This window comes from Micromonospora sp. NPDC049081, from assembly GCF_040648835.1.
Taxonomy (GTDB): domain Bacteria; phylum Actinomycetota; class Actinomycetes; order Mycobacteriales; family Micromonosporaceae; genus Micromonospora; species Micromonospora antibiotica.
Map to the genome: position 1 here is coordinate 63210 of NZ_JBEZEK010000017.1, position 18133 is coordinate 81342.

The 18133-nt window shown below is 73.1% G+C and carries 18 protein-coding genes; 11 read left to right on the forward strand and 7 right to left on the reverse strand.

Going from position 1 to position 18133, the window contains the following annotated elements:
- Positions 1-200 precede the first annotated feature (200 nt).
- Positions 201-446: a hypothetical protein gene (locus tag AB0B63_RS22725; RefSeq protein ID WP_357021855.1), complete on the forward strand. Its 246-nt coding sequence runs from the start codon at positions 201-203 to the stop codon at positions 444-446.
- Here the strand turns inward: AB0B63_RS22725 and AB0B63_RS22730 are convergent.
- Both AB0B63_RS22730 and ligD read right to left on the reverse strand, forming a co-directional pair.
- Entirely contained in the window at positions 439-594 is a 156-nt protein-coding gene (locus AB0B63_RS22730; protein ID WP_208569509.1) for a hypothetical protein, read from the reverse strand. The genes AB0B63_RS22725 and AB0B63_RS22730 overlap by 8 nt on opposite strands.
- Positions 595-936: 342 nt before the next feature.
- Complete coding sequence (ligD, locus tag AB0B63_RS22735) at positions 937-1971, reverse strand: non-homologous end-joining DNA ligase (RefSeq protein WP_357021859.1); 1035 nt, start codon at positions 1969-1971, stop codon at positions 937-939.
- A 47-nt stretch (positions 1972-2018) separates the two neighbouring features.
- Between ligD and msrB the strand changes: the two genes are divergently transcribed.
- From msrB to AB0B63_RS22755, 4 genes are all read left to right on the forward strand, one after another.
- Positions 2019-2429: a peptide-methionine (R)-S-oxide reductase MsrB gene (gene msrB / locus AB0B63_RS22740; RefSeq protein WP_219468733.1), complete on the forward strand. Its 411-nt coding sequence runs from the start codon at positions 2019-2021 to the stop codon at positions 2427-2429.
- A 104-nt stretch (positions 2430-2533) separates the two neighbouring features.
- Entirely contained in the window at positions 2534-2791 is a 258-nt protein-coding gene (locus AB0B63_RS22745) for a Prokaryotic metallothionein (RefSeq protein ID WP_088645482.1), read from the forward strand.
- Positions 2792-3040: 249 nt separating this feature from the next.
- Positions 3041-3487 (forward strand): GNAT family N-acetyltransferase, encoded by a 447-nt coding sequence (locus AB0B63_RS22750; protein ID WP_357021863.1) that lies wholly within the window; start codon positions 3041-3043, stop codon positions 3485-3487.
- Between the two features lie 172 nt (positions 3488-3659).
- The gene (locus AB0B63_RS22755) at positions 3660-4775 is read left to right on the forward strand and encodes a lytic polysaccharide monooxygenase (RefSeq protein WP_208569513.1); all 1116 of its coding nucleotides are present in this window, start codon (positions 3660-3662) and stop codon (positions 4773-4775) included.
- Between the two features lie 136 nt (positions 4776-4911).
- Here AB0B63_RS22755 and hemQ read toward each other — a convergent pair whose 3' ends face one another.
- The 3 genes from hemQ to hemE are packed head-to-tail and all read right to left on the reverse strand — an operon-like array spanning position 4912 to position 8135.
- A complete protein-coding gene (gene hemQ / locus AB0B63_RS22760) occupies positions 4912-5625 on the reverse strand; it encodes a hydrogen peroxide-dependent heme synthase (RefSeq protein ID WP_208569514.1) in 714 nt (237 codons plus the stop codon).
- Entirely contained in the window at positions 5622-7034 is a 1413-nt protein-coding gene (hemG, locus tag AB0B63_RS22765; RefSeq protein WP_357021868.1) for a protoporphyrinogen oxidase, read from the reverse strand. Before hemG ends, hemQ begins: the two co-directional genes overlap by 4 nt.
- A gap of 3 nt (positions 7035-7037) precedes the next feature.
- Positions 7038-8135: a uroporphyrinogen decarboxylase gene (gene hemE, locus AB0B63_RS22770; protein WP_357021871.1), complete on the reverse strand. Its 1098-nt coding sequence runs from the start codon at positions 8133-8135 to the stop codon at positions 7038-7040.
- A 227-nt stretch (positions 8136-8362) separates the two neighbouring features.
- Here hemE and AB0B63_RS22775 point away from each other — a divergent pair, with 227 nt between their 5' ends.
- The 6 genes from AB0B63_RS22775 (at position 8363) to AB0B63_RS22800 (ending at position 16284) form a co-directional block, all read left to right on the forward strand.
- The gene (locus AB0B63_RS22775) at positions 8363-8935 is read left to right on the forward strand and encodes a DUF3000 domain-containing protein (RefSeq protein WP_208569517.1); all 573 of its coding nucleotides are present in this window, start codon (positions 8363-8365) and stop codon (positions 8933-8935) included.
- Positions 8936-9124: 189 nt separating this feature from the next.
- Complete coding sequence (locus AB0B63_RS22780) at positions 9125-10435, forward strand: ribonuclease D (RefSeq protein ID WP_357021874.1); 1311 nt, start codon at positions 9125-9127, stop codon at positions 10433-10435.
- Between the two features lie 163 nt (positions 10436-10598).
- Positions 10599-11795 (forward strand): thiolase family protein, encoded by a 1197-nt coding sequence (locus tag AB0B63_RS22785; RefSeq protein ID WP_357021877.1) that lies wholly within the window; start codon positions 10599-10601, stop codon positions 11793-11795.
- Complete coding sequence (locus AB0B63_RS22790; protein ID WP_357021880.1) at positions 11792-13858, forward strand: 3-hydroxyacyl-CoA dehydrogenase NAD-binding domain-containing protein; 2067 nt, start codon at positions 11792-11794, stop codon at positions 13856-13858. Before AB0B63_RS22785 ends, AB0B63_RS22790 begins: the two co-directional genes overlap by 4 nt.
- 167 nt (positions 13859-14025) lie before the next feature.
- Positions 14026-15345 (forward strand): hypothetical protein, encoded by a 1320-nt coding sequence (locus AB0B63_RS22795; protein WP_357021884.1) that lies wholly within the window; start codon positions 14026-14028, stop codon positions 15343-15345.
- Positions 15346-15570: 225 nt separating this feature from the next.
- Complete coding sequence (locus AB0B63_RS22800; RefSeq protein WP_219468702.1) at positions 15571-16284, forward strand: hypothetical protein; 714 nt, start codon at positions 15571-15573, stop codon at positions 16282-16284.
- A 77-nt stretch (positions 16285-16361) separates the two neighbouring features.
- Here AB0B63_RS22800 and AB0B63_RS22805 read toward each other — a convergent pair whose 3' ends face one another.
- The gene (locus AB0B63_RS22805) at positions 16362-16748 is read right to left on the reverse strand and encodes a VOC family protein (RefSeq protein WP_208569523.1); all 387 of its coding nucleotides are present in this window, start codon (positions 16746-16748) and stop codon (positions 16362-16364) included.
- A 189-nt stretch (positions 16749-16937) separates the two neighbouring features.
- A complete protein-coding gene (locus AB0B63_RS22810; protein WP_357021889.1) occupies positions 16938-18116 on the reverse strand; it encodes a HAMP domain-containing sensor histidine kinase in 1179 nt (392 codons plus the stop codon).
- Between the last annotated feature and the right edge of the window lie 17 nt (positions 18117-18133).

The following is an 18133-nucleotide window of genomic DNA, read 5'->3' on the forward strand; positions in this document are numbered from 1 at the left end:
CCGGACTCTTGACTCGGGTCAAGAGCCCGGTCACTGTATCGGGTATGCCAAAGAACGTTTCGCCTGTTCATGATCGGCAGCGGCGGCCCGTGGGCGGGCATCCGCCGATGCGCCCGCTGTGGCGGTGCCGCACGTGCGCCGCGCCCTGGCCGTGCCAGCCCGCCCGACTGCTCCTGACCAGGGAGTACCGACGGGACCGGGTGGCACTGTCGATCTACATGGCCAGCCAGTTGTTCGAGGCCACCGCCGATCTGGTGCGACTCAATCCGCACCCGGCCCCGTCCCCGGCGGAACTGTTCGACCGTTTCCTCGCCTGGACGGCCCGACCGTCAACCCGGGCCGCGAACACGTCCCGGCCGGGCGACGGGCGTCGAGCCGGGGCCGCGATCCCGGAACCGGAACCGGCTACGGACCGCCCGGCCGACCGCCTGCCGGAAACTATCTGACGAGCAGGGTCAGTAGTCCGGTGAGGGCGACGAGGACCGCCGCCACCCCGGTGAGTACGGCTGGCAGGATCTTGAGGTATTCGAGGATCACGGAATGCCGGCGCGGCGTCCCACCGATCCGCTGCGTTCTTCTCGTCGTGGCCGCCATGGTGATTCCCCTGTCCGGTGCCCGCGTCCGGTCGGATGAATCGGAGCCGCTGACCGGCGAATCGAATGTCGCCGCCGGGCAGCAGCCGACCGGACACTCCACAGCGAGGGCATATTCCCTGGTCACATGAGTGCAGCCGACTTCCGCGCATCCTACCTTTCATATTCGACCGTAGGCGCGACGACCAGCCGAGCGCAATCATCAGTACCGGAAAGAGTCTGGAGGAATGCCATTTTCACGCGTGGGAGTGGCATGCCGCGCAACTGATTTCGGATTACCGGCGGACAGCCCGTACCACCGTCGCCGCCGGCATTCCGATTTCCGTCGGTGGGTCGGCGGCTTTCACTCGGCGGTGTCGTCGGCCGGGCGCTTCGCCCGGCTCGGCTGCACCCGTTTCGGTTCGCCGGGCATCTTCGGATGGTCGGGCGGGTAGGGCAGGTCGCCCAGGCCGTGCCCGGCGTCCCGCTCGGCCCAGTCGAGCAGGGGCGTGATGTCGACCGCGTCGTCGTCGATGCCCCCGTGCGGGTCGCCCCGCTCGGCCAGCCGGACCGGCACCGTTTTCAGGTCGAAGTCGTCCGGGTCGACGTCGGGCAACTCGTCCCAGGTGACCGGGGTCGAAACGGTGGCCCGCGCGTTGGCCCGCAGCGAGTACGCGCAGGCGATGGTGCGGTCCCGGGCCATCTGGTTGTAGTCGACGAAGACCCGCTGCCCGCGCTCCTCCTTCCACCAGGCGGTGGTGACGAGGTCGGGACGACGTCGTTCCAGCTCCCGGGCCAGCGCGATGGTGGCCCGGCGGACCTCGGTGAACGTCCAACGCGGGGCGATGCGCAGGTAGACGTGCAGCCCCCGACCGCCGGAGGTCTTCGGCCAGCCGGTGATGCCCAGCTCGGCGAGGATGCCGCGCAGCTCGGCGGCGGCGGTGGCCGCGTCGGCGAAGTCGGTGCCGGGCTGCGGGTCGAGATCCACCCGCAGCTCGTCGGGGTGGTCGACGGCGGCGGCCCGGACCGGCCAGGGGTGGAACACCACGGTGCCCATCTGCGCGGCCCAGGCGACGTGGGCGAGGTCGGTGGGGCGCAACTCGTCGGCCCCGCGCCCGCTGGGAAAGGTGATCCCGACGGTCTGCACCCACGGCGGCACCCCACGGGTGGGCACCCGCTTGGAGTAGAACGCCTCCCCCTCGACCCCGTCGGGGAAGCGTTGCAGGGTGGTCGGCCGGTCCCGCAGGGCGCGCATGATGCCGTCGCCCACCGCGACGTAGTAGTGGAAGACGTCGGCCTTGGTGAACCCACGCCCCGGGAAGATCACCCGATCCGGACTGCTCAGCCGGACGGTGTGCCCGGCCACCTCGACCTCGGTCGCCTTCGCGCTGCCCGCCATGGCGCGACCATATGCGATGCCCCCGACATCCGACGTACGGTTGACCGGTGAGTCCTGACGAGAAAGAGCTGCCCCGCACCGAGGACGAGTGGCGGGTCCGGTTGACCCCGGAGGAGTTCCGGGTGTTGCGCGAGGCCGGCACCGAGCGCCCCTTCACGGGCGAGTACGTCGACACCAAGACCGCAGGCGTCTACCACTGCCGGGCCTGCGGGCTGGAGTTGTTCTCCAGTGACACCAAGTTCGATTCGCACTGCGGCTGGCCGAGCTTCGACGACGCCATCCCGGGCCGGGTCAAGGAGATCCAGGACCGCAGCCTCGGCATGGTCCGCACCGAGATCCGCTGTGCCCGCTGCGACAGCCACCTGGGGCACGTCTTCCATGGCGAGGGTTTCACCCCGAAGGACACCCGGCACTGCGTGAACTCGGTCTCGATCCGACTGGAGCCGACGCAGAGCTGACCCCGACACGCCGTCCAACCCGACCGAATTCAGGGCATTTGCCCCCTTCAGGCGTTCCCACAAGGCACGCTTGGGGCAGATGTCCGATTCGGGGGGTACGACAGATGGCTACCTGCGAGGTCTGCGGCAACGACTACTGGATGGCGTTCGAGGTGCGTACGGTCAGCGGTGACGTGCACACCTTCGACAGCTTCGAGTGCGCGGCACACAAGCTCGCGCCGATCTGCGAACACTGCCAGGTGAAGATCATCGGGCACGGCGTGGAGGTCGGCGGCCGGTTCTTCTGCTGCGCGCACTGCGCCCGCGCGGTGGAGGCCCTGGGTGCCGAGATCCGCGACGCGGTCGGTGCCCGCCCGGCCTGACCCATCGCGATCCGGCGTCCGACGCGACCCGGCGTCCGACGCGAACCGACCGGGCGACGAGGCACGGCGCACCAACCGGCGGTAGAACAACCGGCCACAGGGGCAGCCGCGTCGCGGGGAGGGCAGCAGAGCAGCCGGCCACGGGGCCTCAGCGTCGCGGGCAGGGCAGCAGAGCAGCCGGCCACAGGGCGTCAGCGTCGCGGGCAGGGCAGCAGAGCGGTGTCGGGCGGGGCCGCCTAGCATCGCGGGATGGCACCTCAGACCGTCGACGTCCACGTCGCCACGTTCGCCGAGTTGGACGCGCGCACCTTCCACGACCTGCTGCGGCTGCGCGTCGACGTGTTCGTGGTGGAGCAGCGCTGCCCGTACCCGGAGCTGGACGGTCGCGACGTCGAACCCGGCACCCGGCACCTCTGGCTGGCCCACGACGGCGTCGTCCTGGCGTATCTGCGGATGCTGGTCGACCCGGGTGACGTGACGCGGATCGGTCGGGTGGTGGTGGACCCGGCGGCCCGGGGCGGCGGGCTCGCCGGCCGGCTGATGACCGAGGCCCTGCGGCTGGTCGGTGACCGGCCGTGCGTGCTGGAGGCGCAGGCCCACCTGGCGGGGTTCTACGCCGGGCACGGTTTCACGGTGACCGGACCGCAGTACGTCGAGGACGGCATCCCGCACCTGCCGATGCGCCGGGAGAGCTGACCGGCCCACCCGGGGTGCCGCCTGGTCGAGCCGTCCGAAACATTGACGGATACCGCTTTCCTGTGCAAGCCTGCGGGATAGAGCCGTCGTGGGAGCCGCACAGCAGGCATGGGAGGGGCAACTCCCGGCCGTCCGGGCGTCGTTCGACCGACCCCTTCACCTCGGAGGCTCCATGTCCACCGTCCTACGCAGACGACCCACCGCGCTCGCGGGGTCGCTGCTCACCATCGGCGCGATCATCGCGCTGTTGCTCACCACCGCCCTGGCCAACTCGGCCTCCGCGCACGGCGCGGTGGTGAACCCCGGGTTCCGCGCCTACAGCTGCTGGGAGCGCTGGGGTGCCGAGTTCCAGAACCCGCGCATGGCCACCGAGGACCCGATGTGCTGGCAGGCCTGGCAGGCCGACCCGCAGGCCATGTGGAACTGGAACGGCCTGTTCCGGGAGGGTGTCGCCGGCAACCACCAGGGCGCCATCCCGAACGGCCAGCTGTGCAGCGGCGGCCGCACCCAGAACGGCCGCTACAACGCCCTGGACACCCTCGGCGCCTGGAAGACCACGTCGGTGGCGAACAGCTTCCGGCTGAAGTTCTTCGACCAGGCCAGCCACGGGGCCGACTACATCCGGGTCTACGTGACCAAGCAGGGCTTCAACGCGTTGACCACCCCACTGGGCTGGAGCAACCTGGAGCTGGCCGGGCAGATCGGCAACACGCCGGCCTCCCAGTGGGACAAGGACACCGGTGGCGTGTCGATCCAAGTCCCGGTGAACGCGGCCGGCCGTACCGGCCGGCACATCGTCTACACCGTGTGGCAGGCCAGCCACCTGGACCAGTCGTACTACCTGTGCAGTGACGTCGACTTCGGTGGCGGCAACAACCCGACCACCCCGCCGCCCACCACCGCGCCGCCGACCACCCCGCCGCCCACCACGGCCCCGCCGACCACGCCGCCGCCCACCACGGCCCCGCCGACCACCCCGCCGCCGGCGACCGGTGGCTGCACCGCCACCTACCGGGTGACCTCCACCTGGAACGGCGGGTTCCAGGGTGAGGTGGACGTGACCGCCGGGTCCTCGGCGATCAAGGGTTGGACGGTGAACTGGACGTACTCCGGGGGCCAGCAGGTCAGCCAGGCGTGGAACGCCACGTTGGCCAGCAGCGGTTCGACGGTGACGGCCCGCAACGTCAACTACAACGGCGCGTTGGCCGCCGGGGGGAAGACCACCTTCGGCTTCCTCGCCTCCGGCAGCGGCGCCAGCCCCACCCCGGTCTGCACCGCGACCGTCTGACCGGTCGGCACAGCACAGCACACGCAACAACATGGAAATAGTGGCCTCCCGCGCGGCGGGAGGCCACTATTTCCATGATCGGGCACGATCTTGACCGCCGGGGCACCGCGACCCGACCGGGCGGGGCAGGGCGGTGTCAGACCAGGCAGTTGACGATGTCGGCGACGGAGCGACGGCGGCCGGTGTAGAACGGGACCTCCTCGCGGACGTGCCGACGGGCCCCGGAGGCCCGCAGGTCCCGCATCAGGTCGACGATCCGGTGCAGCTCGTCGGCCTCGAAGGCCAGCATCCACTCGTAGTCGCCCAGGGCGAACGACGCCACCGTGTTGGCCCGTACGTCCGGGTAGCCGCGCGCCATCTTGCCGTGCTCGGCCAGCAGCTCCCGCCGCTCGGCGTCCGGCAGCAGGTACCACTCGTAGGACCGGACGAACGGGTAGACGCACAGGTAGGGGCGGGGTGCCTCGTCGGCGAGGAACGCCGGGATGTGGCTCTTGTTGAACTCCGCCGGCCGGTGCAGCGCCAACTGCGACCACACCGGGGTCAACGCCCGCCCCAGAGTGGTCCGACGCAACCGCAGGTAGGCGTCCTGGAGGGCGTCGCTGGACGACGAGTGCCACCAGATCATCACGTCCGCGTCGGCGCGCAGCCCGGCCACGTCGTACATGCCCCGGACCACCACGTCCTTGCCGGCCAGCTCCTCGAAGAGGGACTCCACCTCGCCGGTGACGTTCTCCCGCAGCGCCGGCAGGGTGCCGGTGGCCCGGTAGACCGACCACATGGTGTAACGGACGGTGGCGTTGAGTTCCTTGAGTCGGGCCGCGTTGGTCTGCTCGGTCGTCTGCTCGGTCATGGCCCCGATCCTTCCAGTGCTTCGATGATCTCCCCGGCCGCGTCCTCGCCGGAGCGCACGCAGACCGGGATGCCGACCCCGTCGAAACCCGCCCCGGCCACCGCCAGGGTGGGGTGCGACGCGCGCAGCGCCGCCCGGACGGCGGCCACCCGCCCGGTGTGGCCGGGCGGGTACTGGGGCAGCGCGCCACCCCAGCGCTGCACGTGACCGGCGACCGGCACGGGCAACGCCACCCCGAGCACCCGGGTCAACTCCCGGTGCACGGTGGCGAGCAGGTCGTCGTCGGTGAGCTGGAGGGAGGTCTCCTCGCCGTACCGGCCGACGGAGGCGCGGACCAGGGCCAACCCGTCCGGCGCGGCCAGGTGCCCCCATTTGGTGGTGAAGAAGGTCGACGCCTTGATCAGCAGCCCCTCGGTGGCCGGCACCAGGAAGCCGGAGAGCGGGGGCAGCCCCGGCCGGGGCAGGGCCAGGGTGACCAGCGCGACGCTGGCGTAGTTCAGCCCGCCGACGGTCGCCGCCTGCGCCTCGGCGAACCCGGCGAGCAGCCGGGCGGCCGGCCGGGCCGGGACGGTGAGCAGCACCGCGTCCGCCTCGACCAGTTCCGGGTCGCGGGTCGGGCCGACGGTGAGCCGCCAGCCGTCGCCGACCGGGGTCAGCTCGCGGACCGCCGCGTGCCGGCGGATCGTCGCCCCGCTGGCCGTGGCCGCCGCCTCGACCAGGGTGCTGAGCCCGCCGGCTAGGGTGCCGAAGACCGGTGCGCCAGGGGCGCGGGGCGCGGCGGCCTGCGCGGCCCGGACCGCCCCGACCAGGGTGTGTTCCACCCGCGCCGCGCGGGCCAGCGCCGGCATGGTGGTGACCAGCGACAGGTCGTCGGCCCGACCGGCGTAGACGCCGCCGAGCATCGGGTCGACCAGCCGCTGCACCACCTGCGCACCGAACCGGGCCCGGACCAGCGCGCCGACCGAGACGTCCTGGTCCGCGCCGAGCAGCGGCCGGCCGCCGTCGCGGTCGGCGTCCGCCGTGGGCTCGGCCACCGCCACCACCGCCGCCAGGTCCCCGGGTACGCCGACCAGCGTGCCGCCGGGGATCGGGCGCAGCCCGCCGTCGACGACGAGCGCCGCCTGCCCGACGGTGGGGTGCACGATCCGCCCGGCCAGGCCGAGCCGGCGGGCCAGGGCCACCGCTGCGGACTCGCCCCCGGCCGGGTCCCGCATCAGGAACGACTCCGCGCCGAACTCCACCGGGCGGCCGGCCAGCTCACCGGTGCGCAGCTTGCCACCGAGCGCGCCGGACTGCTCGTACACGGTGATCTCGGTGTCGGCGGGGGCACGGTCGCGCAGCCGCAGCGCGGCGGCCAGGCCGGTGATGCCGCCACCGACCACCGCCACCCGCCACGGTCGCGCTCCCACGGGTCAGCCCTGCTCGGCCCGGCGCGCGGACACCTCGTGCACCAGCGCGACCACCCGGGTCAGCACCTCGGGGTCGGTCTCCGGCAGCACGCCGTGACCGAGGTTGAACACGTGGCCGGGGGCGGCCCGGCCCTGCTCGACGATCCGCCGCACCTCGGCCTCGATCACCGGCCAGGGGGCGAACAGCACGGTCGGGTCGAGGTTGCCCTGCACGGCGCGCTCCGGCCCGATCCGGTGGGTCGCCACGTCCAGCGGGGTACGCCAGTCGACGCCGACCACGTCGGCCCCGGCCTCCCCCATCGCGCCGAGCAGTTCGGCGGTGCCCACCCCGAAGTGGATCCGGGGGACCCCCGCGTCGGCCAGGCCGGACAGCACGGTGGTGGAGTGCGGCAGGACGAAGCGGCGGTAGTCGGCCTCCGACAGCGCGCCGGCCCAGGAGTCGAAGAGCTGCACGGCGGAGACCCCGGCGTCGATCTGCACCTGCAGGAACGCCAGGGTGACCTCGGCGAGCCGGGCGCAGAGCGCGTGCCACAGCTCGGGCTGGCCGTACATCATCGCCTTGGTTTTGGCGTGGGTACGCGACGGCCCGCCCTCGACCAGGTAGCTGGCCAGGGTGAACGGGGCGCCCGCGAAGCCGATCAGCGGGGTGTCGCCCAGCTCGGCGACGAGCAGCCGGACGGCTTCGTCCACGTAGGACACGTCGGCTCGGTCGATGCGGCGGACCCGCTCGACGTCGGCGGCGGTGCGGACCGGCTCGGCCACCACCGGCCCGGTGCCGGCGACGATGTCCAGGTCCACGCCGGCCGCGGCGACCGGGACGACGATGTCGCTGAACAGGATGGCCGCGTCGACGCCGTGCCGGCGGACCGGCTGGAGGGTGATCTCGGCGACCAGGTCCGGCCGGCGGCAGGAGTCGAGCATCCCCACGTTGGCCCGGATCTTCCGGTACTCCGGCAGGGACCGGCCGGCCTGGCGCATGAACCAGACCGGGGTGTGCCCGACGGGTTCCCGGCGGCAGGCCCGGACGAAGGGCGAGTCGGCCGGCCCGCTGCGGCGGGATTCTCCGTCTCGGGCGGCGGTGCCCGTGGTGTCGGTGGTCATCGGGGCAATCGTGCCACGCACCCGTGGGGACGCGGCGGGCAGCGCCGCCTTTTGTGACCCGCGCCCCCGGTCGGGCCCGGCGGCGGTGATCCGGGGCCCGGTCCGCCCCCCGGCAGACGGTGCCGGCTGACCCCCCGGACGCGCGGTCGGCGACGGGACACCGCCGTCGGTGGCTGCTTCGGCGTGCCGTCCCAGCGGGCGGCGGCGCGTCGGCATAAGCTCCGGTCATGGCCCCCCCGATCGCGCTCCCGGAGACGTTCGCCCGCGCGGTCGCCGGCCTGCGGTCGGTCACTCCCCGGGCGGAGATCGTCCTGGAGGAGGTCGGTGCGCCGCAGCGGCTCGCGCCGTACGCGTTCGCCCTCTCCGCCACCGTGCTGCGCGACGACGACGAGGTGGCCGACGGCCGGTTGATCCTGCTGCACGACCCGGCCGGGCACGACGCCTGGCAGGGCACCCTGCGGCTGGTCACCTATGTGACCGCCGAGCTGGAGGTGGACCTGGCCGCCGATCCGCTGCTGCCGGGGGTGGGCTGGACCTGGCTCACCGACGCCCTGGAGGCGCACGAGGCGCGGCACCGGGCGGCCGGCGGCACGGTCACCCAGACCGTCTCGACCCGGTTCGGCGAGCTGGCCGGCCCGCCCGCCGCCGGGGACGTCGAGATCCGGGCGTCCTGGACGCCACTGGGTGAGGACCTCGCCGCGCATCTGTCGGCCTGGTGCGCCCTGCTCGCCTCCACCGCGGGGTTGCCGCCGCCCGGGGTCACCGCGCTCTCCGAGCGCCGGCCGGCCGGCGCGGCCTGACCGTAGGACCGCGCGACACGCCCGAGCCGCAAGTAGATGTCCTGGACACGACAGGGACGTCCCGGGCGGCCGGGAACGTCCCCGGCGCGAGGTCGGTGTCCGTACCGTCCGGACCTCTGCCGGACACCGGGACGACACACACCGGACCGGCTGCGCACACCACATCGCCGGGCGCACTAGGGTTGTCAGGTGACCGACGAACCACCCCTGCGCCGTCGGGCCGCCGAAAGCCGCACGGCAGACGTTCCGCCCCCGGCCGTCGCGGAGCCGGCGGACGCGGGCACCGAGCAGCCCACCGGCGGGCCCGTTCCGCTGACCGCACCCCGCGACGGCACCCCCCAACCGGTGGCGACCCCGGCTGAGCTGGACGAGGTCGTGGCCCGCTTCGCGGCGGGCACCGGCCCGGTGGCCCTGGACGCCGAACGCGCCTCCGGCTACCGCTACAGCCAGCGGGCCTACCTGGTGCAGCTGCGCCGCGAGGGTGCCGGCACCACGCTGATCGACCCGCTGCCGCTGCCCGACCTGTCCACCCTCGACGAGGCCATCGGTGACACCGAGTGGGTGCTGCACGCCGCCAGCCAGGACCTCGCCTGCCTGGCCGAGGTGGGGTTGCGTCCGCGCCGGCTGTTCGACACCGAGCTGGCCGCCCGGCTGGCCGGTTTCGAACGGGTCGGCCTGGCCGCGCTGACCGAGCAGCTGCTCGGCTACACGCTGGAGAAGCACCATTCGGCGGCGGACTGGTCCACCCGGCCGCTGCCCGAGTCGTGGCTGACGTACGCCGCGCTGGACGTCGAGATGCTCGTCGACCTGCGCGACGCGCTGGACGCCGAGCTGCACGCGCAGGGCAAGTCGCCGTGGGCGGCGGAGGAGTTCGCCGCGCTGATCACCTGGGCCACCCGGCCGCCCCGGGTGCGGGCGGAGCCGTGGCGGCGGACCTCCGGCATCCACCGGGTGCGCGGGTCGCGGGCGCAGGCCCGGGTCCGGGCCCTGTGGTACGCCCGGGACCAGATCGCCGTCCGACGCGACGCCGCGCCCGGTCGGGTGCTGCCCGACTCGGCGATCATCGCCGCCGCCGAGCTGGACCCGAAGGACGAGAAGACCCTGCTGACCCTGCCCGGTTTCGGGGGGCGGTCGGTGCGCCGGCTGGCCCGCACCTGGCTGGTCGCCCTCGACGAGGCCCGGCAACTGGCGGAGGACGCGCTGCCGGTCACCCCGACGGTGGAGGGGCCGCCCCCGCCGCACCGGTGGGCGGAGCGGGACCCGGTGGCCGCCGGGCGGCTGGCCCGCTGCCGCGAGCTGGTGGTACGCGTCGCCGGTGAGCACCGGCTCCCGCCGGAGAACCTGATCACCCCCGACTCGGTGCGGCGGCTGGCCTGGCAGCCGCCCGACGAGATCACGGTGGACACCGTCACGGAGACCCTGCGTGGTTACGGTGCCCGGCAGTGGCAGCTCGACCTCCTGCTCCCCGCGCTCGCCGAGGCCCTCCTGCCCACCCCCTGACCCGACCGGTCGGGGTGTGGGGTGGGCCACACCCGGGGTGGTGACGCCCATGGTTACTGGCTAGTAGCATTCGGGGCAAACGCCAGTGCCGGCCGACCCTCGTTCGGCGCGTGCCGCCGTCCGGCGGCACGACGCCGGATCGTGGTCGAAGAGGAGGCTCCAAGTGCCCCGAGAAGTTCGGGATGTCGTCTTTGTCGACGGTGTCCGCACCCCGTTCGGCAAGGCGGGTGGCATGTACGCCAACACCCGCGCCGACGACCTGGTGATCCGCTGCATCCGCGAACTGCTGCGCCGCAACCCGCAGCTGCCCCCGGAGCGGGTCGAGGAGGTGGCCGTCGCCGCCACCACCCAGATCGGTGACCAGGGCCTCACCATCGGCCGCACCGCCGCCCTGCTGTCCGGCCTGCCCAAGACCGTCCCCGGCTTCTCCGTCGACCGGATGTGCGCCGGCGCGATGACCGCCGTGACCGCCGTCGCCGGTGGCATCGCGATGGGCGCCTACGACATCGCCATCGCCGGTGGCGTCGAGCACATGGGCCGGCACCCGATGGGCGAGGGCGTCGACCCCAACCCGCGGATCATCGCCGAGAAGCTGGTCGACCCGTCCGCCCTGGTGATGGGGGCCACCGCCGAGAACCTGCACGACCGGGTCCCGCACGTCACCAAGGAGCGCACCGACGCGTTCGCGCTCGCCTCGCAGCTCAAGACCGCCAAGGCGTACGCCGACGGCAAGCTCCAGGACGACCTGGTGCCGGTCGCGATCCGCGACGCTGACGGCGGCTGGGGCCTGGCCACCGTCGACGAGGCGCCCCGGGAGACCTCGCTGGAAAAGCTGGCCACCCTGAAGACCCCGTTCCGCCCGCACGGCAAGGTCACCGCCGGCAACGCCGCCGGGCTCAACGACGGCGCCACCGCCAGCCTGCTCGCCGACGAGGCCACCGCCCGCGAGCTGGGCCTGCCGGTCGCCATGCGGCTGGTGTCGTACGGCTACGTCGGCGTCGAGCCCGAGGTGATGGGCGTCGGCCCGATCCCGTCGACCGAGAAGGCGCTGCGCATCGCCGGCCTGAGCATCGACGACATCGGCCTGTTCGAACTGAACGAGGCGTTCGCCGTGCAGGTGCTCGCCTTCCTCGACCACTTCGGCATCGCCGACGACGACCCCCGGGTCAACCCGTGGGGCGGCGCGATCGCCATCGGCCACCCGCTCGCCTCCTCCGGCGTACGGCTGATGACGCAGCTCGCCCGGCAGTTCGCCGAGCACCCCGAGGTGCGCTACGGCCTCACCGCCATGTGCATCGGCATCGGCATGGGCGGCACGGTCATCTGGGAGAACCCGAACTGGGAGGGTGCAGACAAATGAGCCTCAGCGCACCGAACGAGGTCGTCACCCGGGCGCTGCTGCGTCAGGTGACCGTGCCCGGGCTGGACCGGCCCGCCGCCCTGATCACCCTGGACAACGGTCTCGACCACACCAAGCCGAACACCTTCGGCCCGGGGGGCCTGGCCAGCCTCGACGAGGCGATCAGCGCCGCGCTGGCCGCCGACCCGGCGTTCATCGCGGTCACCGGCAAGCCGTACATCTTCTGCGTCGGCGCGAACATCACCAGCCTGCCGGCCTTGGCGGACCGGGAGCAGGCGCTGGAGATCGGCCGGCTCGGCCACCGGGTCTTCGCCCGGCTCAAGGACAGCGCGGTGCCGACCTTCGCCTTCGTCAACGGCGCGGCGATGGGCGGCGGCCTGGAACTGGCCCTGCACTGCCACTACCGGACGCTGTCCGGCGGCGCGGCGGCGTTGGCCCTGCCCGAGGTCTCCCTCGGCCTGATCCCCGGTTGGGGCGGCACCCAACTGCTGCCCAATCTGATCGGCATCCCCGCCGCCACCCAGGTGATCCTGCAGAACCCGCTGATGCAGAACAAGATGCTCAAGCCGAAGCAGGCCGCCGAGATGGGCATCGCGGACGTGCTGCTGGAGCCGGCCGACTTCCTCGAACGGTCGCTGGAATGGGCCGCCGGGGTGGTCCGGGGCGCGGTCACCGTCACCCGACCCGAGGTCGACAAGGACATGTGGGCGGGTGTGCTGTACTTCGCCCGGCAGACCCTCGACCAGCGGTTGCACGGCGCGGTCCCGGCCGCGTACAAGGCGCTGGACCTGCTGGAGACGGCCAAGGACGCCGACTTCGCCACCGGCACCGCCGCCGAGGACGAGGCACTGGCCGACCTGATCTTCTCCGAGGAACTGCGCAGCGGTCTGTACGCCTTCGACCTGGTGCAGCGGCGGGCCAAGCGGCCGGCCGGCGCACCGGACAAGGCCCTGGCCCGGCCGGTCACCAAGGTCGGCATCGTCGGCGCCGGCCTGATGGCCAGCCAGCTCGCGCTGCTGTTCGCCCGCCGCCTCCAGGTGCCGGTCGTGCTGACCGACCTGGACCAGTCCCGGGTCGACAAGGGCGTCGGCTACGTGCACACCCAGATCGAGAAGGCCGTCAGCAAGGGCCGGATGGACAAGGGCACCGCCGCCAAGCTGTACGGCCTGGTCTCCGGCTCGGTCGACAAGTCCGTCTTCGCCGACGCCGACTTCGTCATCGAGGCCGTCTTCGAGGACCTGGACGTCAAGAAGCAGGTCTGGGCCGAGCTGGAGAAGATCGTCTCCCCGGAGGCGGTGCTCGCCACCAACACCTCGTCGCTGTCGATCACCGCGATGGCGGCCGAGCTGGAGCACCCGCAGCGGGTGGTCGGCTTCCACTTCTTCAACCCGGTCGCGGTGCTGCCGCTGCTGGAGATCGTCCGGGGCGAGCGGACCGACGACGCCACCCTGGCCACCGCGTTCGCCGTGGGCAAGCAGTTGAAGAAGTCGTCGGTGCTGGTCTCCGACGCCCCGGCGTTCGTGGTCAACCGGCTGCTCACCCGCTTCCTGGGCACCGTGTTCGCCGCCGTCGACGCGGGCACCCCGCTCGACGTGGCGGACAGCGCGCTGGACCCGCTGGGGCTGCCCATGCGTCCGCTCGCCCTGCTCCAGCTGGTCGGGCCGGCCGTGGCGTACCACGTGGGCGGCACCCTGCACGCGGCGTACCCGGACCGGTTCGACGTCAGCGAGAACCTCCGCCGGATCGCCGAGTCGGGTCAGCCGATCGTCGTCGAGGACCGGATCAACGACGAGGTGGCCAAGCTGCTCGTCGTCGGCGACCAGCCGCTCAGCGGCGAGCAGGTCCGGCAGAACGCGCTCGACGCGCTGGCGCAGGAGATCCGGCTGATGCTCGACGAGGGTGTCGTCGCCGAGGCGCAGGACATCGACCTGTGCATGATCCTCGGTGCGGGCTGGCCGTTCCACCTGGGCGGGGTCACCCCGTACCTGGACCGGACCGGCACCTCCGAGCGGGTCACCGGGCAGCGTTTCCTGCCGCGCGGGGTCGCCAGCCTGCGCGCCTGAACCATCCCCGCTCCCCCGCGATCGCGGTGGCCGACGATGTCCTCCCCCCGGGCTATCGTGGCCACCGCGATCGTCATTTGCGTACCCTCGTCAGACTCGGGGGGCTGCGGGGCCGGGCTCCGTCTGGCTACGATCACGCGTTCTCACCCTCGCCTGGAGCTGATCTGATGACCACACCGCCGGTCGATCCCTGGTCCGGGCAGCCGGAGCACGGCTCGCCCACCGGTCACTACCCGCCTCCGTCCGACGGCCCGCCCGCCCCGCCCGAGGGTCCGCACACCCCGCCACCGGGTGGCGGCTGGCCCACCACGCCGTACCCGGGAGCAGCGACCCCGCAGTCCGGCGGCTGGCCCGACCCGCAGTCAGCTCCCCCGGCCGACTCCTATCCCGGTCCGCAGTACGGCGGCTGGTCGCAGCCCGACCCGGCGCAGGGCGGCTACCCCACGCCCCCACACTCCGGCCCGCCCGGCGCCCCCTCGTCCGGCTACCCCGCCACCCCGCAGTCCGGCCCGCCCGCCGGCTACCCCGGCATGCCGCAGTCCGGCCCGCCCGCCGGCTACCCAGGTGCGCCGCAGTCCGGCCCGCCCGCCGGCTATCCCGGTGCGCCGCAGTCCGGCTACCCGGCCGCCCCGCAGCCCGGCTACCAGGGCACCCCGCAGCCCGGCTATCCCGGCCCGCAGCCGGGGTACCCGGGTGCGCCCCGGCCCGGCGGCTACCCGGAGCCCGCCGCGCCGCAGTACGCCGGCTTCGGCGGTGCGCCGTACAGCGCTCCGCCGGGATTGCCGCACGGACCCGCGCCGCAGCGGTCGAAGCTGCCGCTGCTGCTCACGCTCGGGCTCGCCGGCCTACTGGTGCTCTGCCTCGGCGGCGGCGGTCTCACCTGGGTCGCCCTCAGCGACGACGACCCGAAGACGCCGACCCCGTCGCCGACGCCCACCGCGGTCACGTCGCCCACCCCGAGCCCCACCCCCGTCGAGACCGACAGCGAGACTCCCGAGCCGACCCCCACCGAGAGCGCCGACGACCCGGGCCCGATCCGGCTGGTGACCCCGACGGCCCTCGGTGGCCGGTCCAAGAGCACCGACCCGGAGCTGCGCCGGATCGCCGACCAGATGGTCCGCGACATGAAGTCCGAGGTCCGCAACGAGACCGGGGCGGTGAGCGCGTTCTACGGCAGCGCGGCCAGCAGGAACATGGTGATGATGGCCGGCGCGTCGGGCCCGGTCATCCTCCCCGAGCAGGAGCTGGACGACGCGGTCAAGGGACTGGGCAGCTCGCTTGCGGTCACCAAGATGTCGACCATCGACCCGGGTCCGCTGGGTGGGGTCGCGAAGTGCGGGGACGGCAAGGCGTCCGGCATCGCGCTCGGCGTCTGTGTCTGGGCCGACCACGGCAGCGTCGGCATGATCGTCATGTACTTCTCCTCGGCCAGCAAGGCGAAGTCCGAGTTCGTCTCCATCCGGGGGCAGATCGAGAAGCGGGACTGATCCGCGCGACGACGGTCACGGTCACCGGTCCCACGTGGGACCGGTGACTCCGCGCGCCCGGGTCCGCCCCGCGCGCCGTACCCCGCCGCCCGCATCGACCTGTCCCGAAACGCGCCGACCGCCCGACGGGCCGGGTCGGAACGGGCCGGTGGAGCGGGGCCAGGGTTGTCCGACCCTCTGGCTAAGATCATCCGGCCTTACCCACGACGTTCTGGAGTCGACCTCATGTCCCAGCCCCCGACCGGTCCGCACGCCTCCCAGCCGGACGGCGGTACGCCCCAGGGCGGCTACCCGCCACCGCCGCAGCCGGACACCGTCGGCACGCCGCCGTACGCCGGGCCGCCCGCGCCACCGGCCAAGAAGCGGTCCCCTGTCAAGATCGTCCTGATCGTGCTGGCCGTACTGCTGGTGCTCTGCCTCGGTGGTGCCGCCATCGCCGCCTTCGCCCTCAAGGACGACGTCAAGGAGGCCGTGGACGCCGTCAACACGACGGTCACCGCCCCGGCCACCCTGGCCGGCCGCCCGCAGGTCACCGAGCCGGCGCTGAAGGCGGTCGCCGACGGGCTGGTCACCGAGATGAAGAAGTCCGTGCAGAACGAGACGAGCACCGCAGGTGCCTTCTACGGCGACCCGGCCAAGCGGGACCTGCTGATGATCGCCGCCGCGTCCGGCGTGATGGCCGACCCGAAGAAGGAGCTGAACGACGCCGTCACCGGCATCGCCACCCAGCTGAACGTCACCAACATGGCAGCTGTCGACGCCGGCCCGCTCGGCGGCGACGCCAAGTGCGGCGACGGCAAGAGCGAGGGTGTCCCGCTGGGCGTCTGCATCTGGGCCGACCGGGGCAGCGTCGGCCTGATCGTGCAGTACTACAAGTCGGCCGCCGACCTGAAGTCCGAGTTCGTCACGATGCGCGGGCAGATCGAGAAGAAGGGCTGACCCACCGGTCGGCCCGACAGGCCCCGTCCACCTCAGGGTGGGCGGGGCCTGTCGCCGTCGACGACGGGACGCGAACGTCAGCCGGCGGTGGCGGCCCGCTCGGCGGCGCTGCGCAGGACGCAGAACTCGTTGCCCTCCGGATCGGCCAGCACCACCCAGCCCGTGCCGTCCGGCCGACGCTGGTCGTCGACGTGGACGGCGCCGACGGCCAGCAGCCGCTCGACCTCCTCGTCCCGGGTCCGGTCGACCGGCTCCAGGTCGAGGTGCAGGCGGTTCTTCACCGACTTGCCCTCCGGCACGGCCAGGAAGAGCACCTCCGGCCCACCCTCGGGCAGGAGCATCGCCTCCGGGTCGCCGGGGAGGTCGTCGGGCTGGCGGGGGCACTCGAAGACCTGCGCCCAGAAGCCGGACAGGGCATAGGTGTCATGACAGTCGATGCTCAGGTTGTGGATTCGTGCGCTCACGGGTCTGCCTCCGAAGCAGTGGTACGCGCCCCGCGACGTGCGATGTCAGCGGTGGGCGGGGTGGGGCGCGGGACAGGTCATGGTGGACATCAACCGCACCCCCTCTCTCCGGCTCGGGCCGACCACATGATCCTCGCAGGCGGCCCGGCCGGCCGGCAATCCGTTTGATCCGCCCGGGTGGACCGGGTGCTACCGGTGCGGCTCGACCCGACCGGAGCCGGTCGGCACCTGGTCGACCGACGGCAACGTGACGGTCACCTCCAGCCCGCCGCCCTTCTGCGCGGTGACCTGGACGGTCCCCCCGTGGGCGTCGCAGACCGCCCGGACGATGGACAGGCCCAGCCCGGACCCCCGGGCCCCGGTCCGTTCCCGTCCACCCCGGCGGAAGGGTTCGAACAGCCCCGGCACGTCGGCCTGGTCCACCTCGAAGCCGGTGTTGCGCACCACCAGCCACGAGGAGCGCCCGTCGGTGCCGGTACGCACCCAGAGCCGACCGTGCAGGTGGTTGTAGCGCACCGCGTTCTCGATCAGGTTCCCGGCCAGCCGGTCCAGCAGGCCCGGGTCGCCGGTCACCGGGGCCGGCCGCAGCGAGGACTGCACCCGCAGCCCGATCCGCTCCACCTCCCGGGACATCGCCGACAACGCGTTGGCGGTCCCCGTCGCCAGGTCACACTCCGTCCGCCGGGCCAACCGGCGGCCGGTCTGAGCCTCGCTGCGGGCCAGCACCAGCAACGCGTCCACCAGACCGTTGGCGCGTTCCGAGGCGTCCCGGACCACGGTGGCCATCCGGCGGTACTCGGCGGCGTCCGCCTCGTCGTCGCTGAGGGTCACGTCGATTTCGGTACGCATCACCGCCAGCGGGGTCCGTAGCTCGTGCGAGGCGTTGGCGACGAACCGTTTCTGCGCCTCGAAGGCGGCGGTGATCCGGTCCAGCATCGCGTCGAACGTCCGGGCCAGCTCCGCCACCTCGTCGTCCGGCCCCGACCAGCCGATCCGCTGGTCCAGCGTGGTCTCGCCGAGCCGACGCGCGGTCGCGGTGACCTGGTGCAGCGGGCGCAGTGTCCGGCCCGCCACCCAGTACGCCCCGGCCACCCCGACCACGCTGATCGCCAGCAGCGCCAGCAGGCCCTTGACCAGCAACTCGTCGGAGGCGGCGTCGACCAGTTGCCGCTGCCACACCGCCGCGTCCAGCGACCGCCCGTCGGCCAGCAGCACGGTGGTGTCCGGCCGCAGCTCGTCGGTGGGCCGCAGCGCGTCGCGCACCAGCAGCCAGGCCAGCGTCACCAGGATCGCCCCGGCCCCGACCAGCAGTACCCCGTTGAGCAGTGTCAGCCGCAGCCGCAGGGTGGGCCGCAACCGCCGGGTCACGAACCCACCCCGACCCG